The organism is Ferrimicrobium sp. (assembly GCF_027364955.1).
Classification (GTDB): Bacteria; Actinomycetota; Acidimicrobiia; order Acidimicrobiales; family Acidimicrobiaceae; genus Ferrimicrobium.
Genome location: NZ_DAHXOI010000042.1, coordinates 1 through 9,093, shown reverse-complemented (window position 1 = coordinate 9,093; position 9,093 = coordinate 1). Strand labels below are relative to the sequence as shown.

Annotated in this window: 9 protein-coding genes; 3 read left to right on the top strand and 6 right to left on the bottom strand. The window is 57.8% G+C overall.

Annotated features, from left to right (window positions below; genetic code table 11):
• Nucleotides 1–66: 66 nt before the first annotated feature.
• Nucleotides 67–834, bottom strand: coding sequence for an EAL domain-containing protein (locus M7Q83_RS13325; protein ID WP_298339833.1), 768 nt, complete (start codon nt 832–834; stop codon nt 67–69).
• A 640-nt stretch (nt 835–1,474) separates the two neighbouring features.
• Between M7Q83_RS13325 and M7Q83_RS13320 the strand changes: the two genes are divergently transcribed.
• Entirely contained in the window at nt 1,475–2,905 is a 1,431-nt protein-coding gene (locus tag M7Q83_RS13320; RefSeq protein ID WP_298339830.1) for an EAL domain-containing protein, read from the top strand.
• Between the two features lie 434 nt (nt 2,906–3,339).
• Here M7Q83_RS13320 and M7Q83_RS13315 read toward each other — a convergent pair whose 3' ends face one another.
• Nucleotides 3,340–3,729, bottom strand: a complete 390-nt coding sequence (locus M7Q83_RS13315; protein ID WP_298339827.1) for a helix-turn-helix domain-containing protein — start codon at nt 3,727–3,729, stop codon at nt 3,340–3,342.
• Between the two features lie 109 nt (nt 3,730–3,838).
• On the opposite strand from M7Q83_RS13315, the gene M7Q83_RS13310 reads away from it, so the two are divergent.
• Nucleotides 3,839–4,492 carry an NAD(P)H-dependent oxidoreductase gene (locus tag M7Q83_RS13310; RefSeq protein ID WP_298339824.1) on the top strand — a complete coding sequence of 218 codons (654 nt, stop codon included), beginning with the start codon at nt 3,839–3,841 and terminating at the stop codon, nt 4,490–4,492.
• Between the two features lie 134 nt (nt 4,493–4,626).
• Here M7Q83_RS13310 and M7Q83_RS13305 read toward each other — a convergent pair whose 3' ends face one another.
• Nucleotides 4,627–4,845, bottom strand: a complete 219-nt coding sequence (locus M7Q83_RS13305; RefSeq protein WP_298339821.1) for a hypothetical protein — start codon at nt 4,843–4,845, stop codon at nt 4,627–4,629.
• A gap of 108 nt (nt 4,846–4,953) precedes the next feature.
• Between M7Q83_RS13305 and M7Q83_RS13300 the strand changes: the two genes are divergently transcribed.
• Nucleotides 4,954–5,892 carry an amidohydrolase family protein gene (locus M7Q83_RS13300; protein WP_298339816.1) on the top strand — a complete coding sequence of 313 codons (939 nt, stop codon included), beginning with the start codon at nt 4,954–4,956 and terminating at the stop codon, nt 5,890–5,892.
• 454 nt (nt 5,893–6,346) lie between these two features.
• On the opposite strand, the gene M7Q83_RS13295 is transcribed toward M7Q83_RS13300, so the two are convergent.
• The 3 genes from M7Q83_RS13295 to M7Q83_RS13285 form a co-directional block, all read right to left on the bottom strand.
• Nucleotides 6,347–7,201: an alpha/beta hydrolase gene (locus tag M7Q83_RS13295; RefSeq protein ID WP_298339813.1), complete on the bottom strand. Its 855-nt coding sequence runs from the start codon at nt 7,199–7,201 to the stop codon at nt 6,347–6,349.
• A 71-nt stretch (nt 7,202–7,272) separates the two neighbouring features.
• On the bottom strand, nt 7,273–8,502 hold the full coding sequence (locus tag M7Q83_RS13290) for a membrane dipeptidase (protein WP_298339810.1): 1,230 nt from the start codon (nt 8,500–8,502) through the stop codon (nt 7,273–7,275).
• Nucleotides 8,492–9,082, bottom strand: a complete 591-nt coding sequence (locus M7Q83_RS13285) for a M20/M25/M40 family metallo-hydrolase (protein ID WP_298339837.1) — start codon at nt 9,080–9,082, stop codon at nt 8,492–8,494. Before M7Q83_RS13285 ends, M7Q83_RS13290 begins: the two co-directional genes overlap by 11 nt.
• Between the last annotated feature and the right edge of the window lie 11 nt (nt 9,083–9,093).

Below are 9,093 nucleotides of genomic sequence, written 5' to 3'. Positions count from 1 at the left end.
GCAGGTGCCCCGGAGCAAGCCGCTTAGTGGTCTTGCGAGGCGATGGAATGGACTACCATGAAATCGCTAACTGTTGAGGCCCGCGTAGCCACTGCCAACGTCATCGAGTGCGACCTGGAAACCATGACTGCGATAGTAACGGAAAATCCTCTTGAGATGTGCAAAGTCAAGGATCTGCTGACTCTCGGTGACTTCGAAGACGATGCGACTGGGATCGAACTGATGCTGCTCAGCAATCGCCAGTGTCGTCCTCAGACACTGGCGTGGATCGTAGATGGCGTTGGGAAGAAAGTTGATAAAGAGCCGGCCATCGAGCTCGATTCTTGCTGCCGTCTCGATCGCCGTCTCCCGGGAGAGACGATCGAGAAAAAAGATAGCGTCCATCTTCTGCGCATAGGAGAATAACCGTAGTGGAGAGATCAAAGCCCCAGAACGGCTTCGCCCTCGGCTAAGCGCCTCGTAGCCAATCACCTGCGAGGATTCAACGGAGACAATCGGTTGGAAATGCGTCTCCAACGCCTTACGTTCGAGACAATCTTGGACCTCTGGAGCATCCTGTGTACCGAGGAGGTGCTCGACCGTCGTCACGCTGCTCAAGGTATTGATGTCAATGGCGACTGACGCATCGTGGACGATGACGCGGATCTGTTCACGTTGGTAGGGAGTTAGCCGCGCATCGCTACCAAGGACCGAGACCACGTACGCGAGGTCGACATCTTGGGGCATGAGTACGTGCCCCTCCTGCCGGCATCCGATCCCCGCCTTGCGCAAACCACCGGCAACCCTTCGTCGCAACTCCTCCTGATGAATCACAAGGACATGTTGTTCGCTCACGTTTCGTAGCCCAGACGGTGCGAACCCCTGACAACTTTCACAACCCAAGATCGACCCCTCGTCTACTCCTTGTAGTCAACTTCGGCGCCTGAGCGCCCAACTCAAATCGAATGATCAAGGTTGCTCTGGCGCTCCATTCACTCCACTGCCATCTTTGCCGGAAGACCCGAGGAGTGTCGCGACATGGATCAAGTACCCGCACAACTATCCGGCTTCGACGAGTGGGAACTCCCCGCGTCCGAGCATCAGGGGTGGTCCAAGGATAGCGCCGCAGCCATGCCTGGGCAAGGCCGTTCGTGGCGTGTCAGAACATCCGTTTCGATCACCAAAGCTCTACATTCCTCGCCCGCCACCAGCTTCTCGCCCTTGCCTCAAGCTTGACATCCCAGGGAACGACGCTGAACGCTCACTAAGAGAGGTCCTGCTGGTGGAGCTAAAGAACCGCAGCTTCTCGCCGAAGTCGCCATGTGGCCTTGGTGCAGATCAAAGCCTCTGCGATACGGCCAGATGGACAGACTCAATCGTAGAATCGCCTAACCTTCTATGACCATCCGACCGATAGGTGATATTATCCGCATCATGGCATGAGAACAAGCAATCGTTGCTTCAACGAAGCCACGACAAGAGTAGAGGAGCTGCCATGGGAGTAGGGCAGATAGGTTGGAAGGCCGGTGGGCCAGAGTCGATATTTGAACGACTCATGGGTGAGACGATGGAGCTAGTCCCCGCAGCCGATGGCGTGGCAATTGAGATCGCCAAAGGGGATATCCTCTACCAGATTGCTGGCTCGGGTCGATTGTGTCGCCCCGCTGATAGACGGGTGAGCGTCTCAAGGACCACCTCTGGTCAGGCCATGAGGTCCGGTGTAATTCAGATCTGTCATGAGGCAACGAGCGCTGCCAACCCGAGTAAGGCACTCTGGGCGGAGCTGGGGATCAACTCCATGATCTATGTCCCCCTTCTTCGAGGACGAGAGGGCATTGGTGTCTTGCTCCTCGCCTCATCCCTCCCTCATGCCTTCTCGCCCAAAGACGTGCTCCAACTCTCGGGTGTGGCTGACTTTGTTGCCAGCGTGACCGGGGCGGTCCTTGACTTCATCGACGTGACCGAGCAGGCCGAGATCGCCACCACCCGAGGCCAGCTCGCCTCCCAAGTCACCCCAGATGCGTGCCCCTTTGCCCTCGCCCGCTCGGCCTTCATCACTAAGGTGCTCCAACCCGAGACCCAGCGACGCGCCAGTACACGTCGCCGGATTGAGAAGGTCATGCGAACGGGTGCGCTTACGATGGTGGCACAGCCCATCATGAGCCTGGATGCGAACCGTCAAATCGTCGAAGTTGAGGCGCTCGCTCGGTTCAATACCACCCCAAGTAGGGCTCCGGACTACTGGTTTCATGAAGCATCTTCGGTCGGCCTCGGGGTTGCTCTGGAACTCTTCGCGATCCGCCGCGGACTGGAACTCCTCACACGGTTGCCCGATTCGGTCTCTCTCGCCATCAACGCGGGGCCAGCGACCTTTGTATCGGACGAACTGGGTGAGATCCTTGGTACCGTTGACGCAACGAGAGTGATCGTCGAACTCACCGAACACACTGACATTGTGGATTCACCACAGCTCCAGGGAGCCTGTCGGAACCTTCGAGGTCTTGGTTGTAGAATCGCCATCGATGACACCGGTACTGGCTTCGCTAGTCTTGCCGTCGTCCTCCAGGTCGCCCCAGACATCATCAAGATCGATCGAGAGCTGACCAGGGGGATCGACACCCATCCGGTGCGAAGAGCCTTGGCGAGTGCGCTCGTGACCTTTGGGAACGAGATCGGAGCAGAGGTGGTCGCGGAGGGGATCGAGACTATCGAACAGCTCAACACCCTCGTCGATGTTGGAGTTCGCTATGGTCAAGGCTTCTATCTCGCCCGACCCGCTCCGCTTGCCGAGTTGGACCAACTCTTCGCTACGCTTCGCCCGTGGCATCGGGGACACGCTCGTTTTGAACGCGAGAGATCTCCCGATGCACCGGTGATCGATGGGCAAAGACAGTCGCCTCATGCCAAGAATCCTTCGATGGGATAAATACAGGCTGGCTCCCCGTCGGCATCTTCACTGGCGAAGCGTCCCCATCGGGCTCAAGCCCTGCCGCCAAAGGGCGACAGGATATTGGTAAGATCGATGAACCAATTCTGGGCCCCAAGCCAACACGGTGAGTCCCTTTGGCCAGACGAACCACTTCGATAGTGTGCGCGACGCCGCGGCGGGTTGATGATCATGCCGTAATCCCGACGCTCTGGGTTCGCATGTTGGGCGTAATCGCCAGCCCGGTCGGCAAGTGTGGCCAATGCGGCTTGGCGTCATCAACAGTCATCTCGTTGGTCATATCGCAGCGATCAAGAGTGGAGACTGAAGTCCAAGATGGCAATACCTCTCGAAACTGCGGGCCAATCACCCTGGCGTGCCACCACTCGGTCAGTCGCTACCATGACGATTCAGCCATCCAATCGAGGGTGGGGCTAACGATCAGCGCGCGACACGATCGTGGGATCGTGCTTGGCGAGCTCAGCCTCCCGACTCACGAGATGTTCCGTCGCCCATCTGGCTAGTTCGTCCAGGATGGGGATGATCGCAGTCCCTGCATCAGTAAGCTCGTAGCTCACCCCCGGTGGCCGTGTAGCCTTGACGGATCTTGTCAAGAGTCCCGCCGCGACCAACTCGTTCAACCGTTCTGACAGCACCGAATCGGTGATCGGGGCGAGGGATCTTCGCATCTCCGAAAAACCCGCTGGCCCCTTACTGAGTGTTCCCAGCACGAGCCCGCTCCAACGCTTCCCTAGTACTTCGAAGGCGCGCACCAGCCCTGCATCACAGTGCCGAACGGCGCATGCATCTCGCGAGGACTCCATGGGGCTCATGCTAACCGAAGCACCTCCACCCGGTCGGTCACAGATTGCGGCTTATTGCTAGTGTTTTCCTAGTATATTGGTTAATAGTAGCTAGCAGGAGGATACGACCTTGCAACTTTTCCGTCTTGACGCCAGTATTCGCACCGAGGGATCGCACAGCAGCCAGATGGCTGACATCGTCGAACAGGAGTGGCGTGACGCTCACCCGGACGGCCGTGTCATCACCCGCCATCTCGGCAAGGATCCGATCCCTTCCACCATCTGGCCAGTAGCCGTGATGGCCGCCTATACACCTTCCAAAGAGAGGACGCCCCAACAGCGTGATGCAGTAGCGCTCGTCACCGAACTCACCGACGAGTTGCTCGATGCAGATGCGATCATTGTGGCGGCTCCCCTCTACAACTATGGTGTCTCCCAACACCTGAAGGCCTGGATCGATCTGATCATCACCGATGCGCGCATGAGTGCTGCGACAAGCCCACTTGCAGGGAAACCAGCCGTGCTGGTGACCGCTCGAGGAGGAGCCTACGGGGAAGGAACACCGCGAGAGGGATGGGACCATGCGACCCCATGGATGCGGCGCATATTCGCTGATGTTTTCCAACTCGACCTTCGCATCGTTGAAACAGAGTTCACCCTGGTCGGTGTGAACCCCGCACTGGATGATTTCAAGGAGCTGGCTGCCACTATGCGTGCAGCGGCAGAGACAACGGCGCGTGAATACGGTCGAGCCATCGCTCGGAGTGAAGGCACCGCCGCCTAACCCAATTGAGGGATGCCGGAGGTGAATCGTGTGGTGCCGGCATGCCTTCCTGTCACCAACAAGCCTGGGTGCCACCTCCCCCACTGTCGACGTGATCCGACAAGGCATGGTAGATCGGAGAGGCCTTCCGCGGTCTACGCCGCCACACTCCGATGCCACAATAAACCCTTCTCAGGGCACGCACCAGCAACGTGAACACGCAAGAGATACATCGCTGGTTCCCTGGTGCCAGCTTCACAGCGCTTGGGCCACGTAATCTGACTCAGCGTCACCATCACTGAGCGTAAACACAACGCGATGATAGCTCTTACATCGACGATCGATCCATAACAAGCCGATACGCCCTCCTTCATCAGTCCGGATCGTCAATCCACCGGCACCGAAGACACGCGCATCCTCGTCGGCGAACGGGGCATCCCTTCGGTAGGATGGTCCCAAGTGCCAGCTGGAGGGAGCCAGGAATGCGGATCATCGCTATCGAAGAACACTTTGCCCCACGTGACCTTGAGGCAGCGCGGGGTGGCGCAACGAACTACCCCAATGAGCTCGGCACGCTTCTTGACGAGGTGGGTGAGCAGCGCATCGCTGACATGGATCGCTATGGCATCTCCTTTCAGGTACTCGCCTCGACGCCACCGAATGCTACCAGTGCTGCAGAGGCGACGAGGTGGAACGACCGGCTTGCCACCATTATTGCTGCCCATCCTGATCGATTTGGAGGATTTGCCTCGCTGTCCACTCCAGAACCGGAATCCTGTCCAGCCGAACTTGAGCGGGCGATCAACGACCTCGGGTTCTACGGAGCGATGATCCATGGCCATGCGAACGGTGTTTTCTGTGACTCACCCAGCCTGTATCCCACGTTCGCGAAGGCGGAGGAGCTGGGAGTCCCGATCTACCTTCACCCGACGCCCCCTGTCCCGGCCGTGTTTGACGCATACTATCGCGATCTCAAGCCCGATGTCGCGCAGGTTCTCTCAACAAGTGGTTGGGGATGGCATGCAGAAACAGGCCTGCACGCATTGCGTCTTATCGTCGCTGGAGTCTTCGAGAGATTCCCAGGGCTCCAGATCATCATCGGCCACATGGGAGAGAACCTACCATTTTCGCTCGCGAGAGCAGAGTCCACCCTGGGGCGCGTCACTCCCGAGCTGACTCGCTCGATCAGCCAAACCTTTTGTGAGAATTTTTACGTCACCACTTCGGGCTACTTCACTCTCCCCCCGCTGGTGTGTGCCGCGATGGTTCTCGGTGTCGACCGACTTATTTTCTCCGTTGATTATCCTTTTGCTCGCAACGAAGAGGCTCGAGCCTTTCTCGATACCATACCGTTTTCCCTCGGCGATCGACACAAGATCGCCCATGCAAATGTTGAACGCTTACTTCCAATCCCGATCTAGATGAAGTAGATAGGGTGGCAAGGCATCTCCGGCCTGGATATGACAGCCGTCGATCTCCCCTCTACCGCACTTATGCGAGGTCTGCGTTCCTCCTCCAGGTGGGCGAGCGATCTACCTACCGTAGACAGGGATTGTGGAATCCGTTCACATCAAGCTCCACAAGGGAGAATTCCAGGAGTTCCTTCGGGTTAGGAACACCAGGGGTTCGACGCTCATCGATACCAGATGACCTATGGCACCAACCGGATGATGTCACCAATCAGCTAACCCGCAGTGTTTGCCAGCAGCCAGTAAGGATCCATCGACCACCTCGATGCAGCTGCACACAGGTGAGCGAGCAAGCAGGGATGAGCGAGCAACCAGGTTCTCCCCGACGTGGTTTGACCAATCGACAAGGGCCCGGGCGATAATCGAGTGGCACCCGGTGCGACCACGAGAGAGGGAGCGGAGCTCCCTACGCTTGTGGGTTTTGTTTGTCAAGGGCTTTCGTAAGAAACTCCCGCATCACCGCCTGGAACGCGGCGAACTCCTCGATCTGGGGTGAATGTCCCGACCTCTCAAAGACAACGAGTTCCGCGTTTGGAATCAGTGCAGCAATGGTTTCAGCATACGAGACGGGAGTCACCCAGTCGGTTCGGCCGACCGTCACCAACGTTGGGCATCGAACCTTCGGCAGTTGTGCGCGCAAATCATAGGTTGGCATATTGTGCTGAAAGCACCAGTTATGCGCCTCATGTCGATAGATGCCCGCATCCACCCGACGCTGTGCCTCTACGGGGTCATACTCAAAATCATAGAGTGGGATGATCTCAGCCCACCTCGCCTTCAGATCCTCATCGTCGTAGATCTCTCCCTTCCAGTAGCGATCGAAGTTCTCCCAATTAATTTCGATACGCGTCTGGTTGCGAGCATTCTCATAGGCACGGGCAAGGTTCGAGTTGTCAGCGGAGGTATCTCGCAATATCATTGCTTGCACTCTGTCAGGATAGGCAATCGCATACTCCATGGCGATGAAGCCCCCATAGGATCCCCCGGCGACTAAGACCTGCTCAACACCCATCCACTCACGTAGTCCATCGATATCGGCGGCCCACTGGGCATGAGAAAACGGAGGCTTACCTTCACTCAGTCCACAACCCCGGGCGTCAAAGACCACTACCCTCACCATATCTGATAAGGGAGCAAAGGTCGCTTTTGGTTCGCTGAGCGACCCGATCCCACCTCCACCGTGATGGGCGATCAGCACAGGAAGACCCTCTGCACCAAAAACCTCAACGTTTAGCTCATTCTCGTTGATAACGACACGCATTCCTTCTCCTTGTTTAACGTCTATGGGCCCATCCGGTGCGTGGAGACCGGGCTACCGATGCTCGCCATCGATCACTTCGGCCACACTGATCCGAGCGCGCGATAGATATTGCCGCCGATGAGGGCTCGGATCTCCTCATCGGTAAATCCATGCTTGACCAACCAGTTCGAGATGTTGGTGAAGTTCTCCGTCGGATTCTCAAGCCCATCGACATAGGGGACCGGTTCGTACGGGGGTGTCTGGGGCCGCTCACCGATGCCGAGTAGTGAACCAAAAACCTTGTGCATCTGCACATGATCGCCATAAAGGGTGTCCGGTCCGAAGGCCACATGTTCGATGCCAACGAGATCGATACAGTAGAGGAGGTGGTCCATCACCGACTCGATAGAGTGGCGAGAATGCGCTGGAGAGAGGGTGGTGTGTGGAGCCGCTGACATACCGATCACCCCACCGCTCTCGGCAACCGCACGCAGGACCGCATCAGGCTTCATCCGTGGTGTGTTCCATATCGACCGTGCTCCCGCATGGGTGATAAACACTGGCTGCTCGCTGTGCTCACATGCATCAAGAGCCGTCCGATCCGACGAGTGTGACACGTCAATCGCGAGACCGAGTTGATTCATTCGACGCACCGCCCGCCTTCCAAACAAGGTGAGGCCCCCGTCAGTGGGCTCATTGAGACCACTCCCGAGCGCATTGGCGTCTGAATAGGCGATGCCGATCTGGCGAATACCCAAGCCAAAAAGGATATCGAGCCGGTCCAGCTCATTCTCGATCGGCATCGCCCCCTCCAGGCCGAAGACGATCCCGATTTGGCCAGATCCATAGACCCGGTCGATATCGGCCAAGGAGCGAATCGGAACGACCCGATCCTGGTGTGCGAGATCGGCGAGCCGGTGACCGAGATCAGCGATCACATCGTCCCAGCGCCATGGAGCTTTGCCGGTGACACAGGCCGTACCGTCCATCATGTTGTCGAACACCACCGTCATGCCCGAGGCCTGAAGGCCGGCATAGGCCGTGTACTGACGTCCCGCTCGGTAGTGTTCGGGAGTTTCTTCCATGCGAAGCGGAAAGCGAACCGGATGATCATGGAAGCTGATCACCAAACTCTCGGCAAGAAGCCTCTGCGCCCGATCCCGTTCTCTCTCCGTTAGCTCTTCCTTGTATGCGGGGACTCGATCGAATTCAGGCGCCAACTCAATCGTGGAGAGACCGGAGTCGGGGCCAAGATAGGCATACGCCATGTAGGGGTGGGAATTCTCTGGTTCGGTGAAGTCCGGTCGGTCCTCATTCGCCATCGCTGATCCTCGATTCTCTCTGTGCCAAAGGCTGAAGTCGGTACGGTCCGGCGGCCAATAGGCGCCAGAGTTGTTCCCAGGCGAGCATGCCCTCCCGCAACCGACGGATGCGCATGTATTCGTTGGGGGCATGCAACCTCTCATCGGCCGTTGAGAAGGAGAAAAAGAGCGTCTTGGCTCCCAGGAACTCCTCAAACAGCGTCACCGGTGGCAGCGTGCCAGCGATCTTGGCGAGCAACACCTCTTGGTCCGGATAGACACTGGCTAGTGCAGCCTTCGCTGCGCTGATTGCTGGATGATCGGCGTCGATCGTGTAGGCCCGACTATGTGCTGGATCAACGTTGAGCTCGATATCGACTCCGGGTAACGTGATAGCCGCGCAATGGGTTTGCAGGGCAGCCACCACCGCATCCGGTTCCTGGCCCGGAACCAGGCGACACGAGATATGCGCGACGGCCCTGTGAGGGATCACCGTGTACTTGCCACCGGCCTTCACACCGTTGACCTCCAACGTAGGGTAGCAACAGTTGACGTATAGATGTGCTATAGTTACATATAGTGAACTTGCGTGAGTGGGCACTGTCCCAAGGT

Excerpts from the sequence above, each read along its gene's own strand:
- M7Q83_RS13300 (WP_298339816.1), top strand. The coding sequence starts at position 4,954 with ATGCGGATCATCGCTATCGAAGAACACTTTGCCCCACGTGACCTTGAG.
- M7Q83_RS13295 (WP_298339813.1), bottom strand. The coding sequence starts at position 7,201 with ATGCGTGTCGTTATCAACGAGAATGAGCTAAACGTTGAGGTTTTTGGT.
- M7Q83_RS13320 (WP_298339830.1), top strand. The coding sequence starts at position 1,475 with ATGGGAGTAGGGCAGATAGGTTGGAAGGCCGGTGGGCCAGAGTCGATA.
- M7Q83_RS13305 (WP_298339821.1), bottom strand. The coding sequence starts at position 4,845 with ATGAAGGAGGGCGTATCGGCTTGTTATGGATCGATCGTCGATGTAAGA.
- M7Q83_RS13290 (WP_298339810.1), bottom strand. The coding sequence starts at position 8,502 with ATGGCGAATGAGGACCGACCGGACTTCACCGAACCAGAGAATTCCCAC.
- M7Q83_RS13315 (WP_298339827.1), bottom strand. The coding sequence starts at position 3,729 with ATGGAGTCCTCGCGAGATGCATGCGCCGTTCGGCACTGTGATGCAGGG.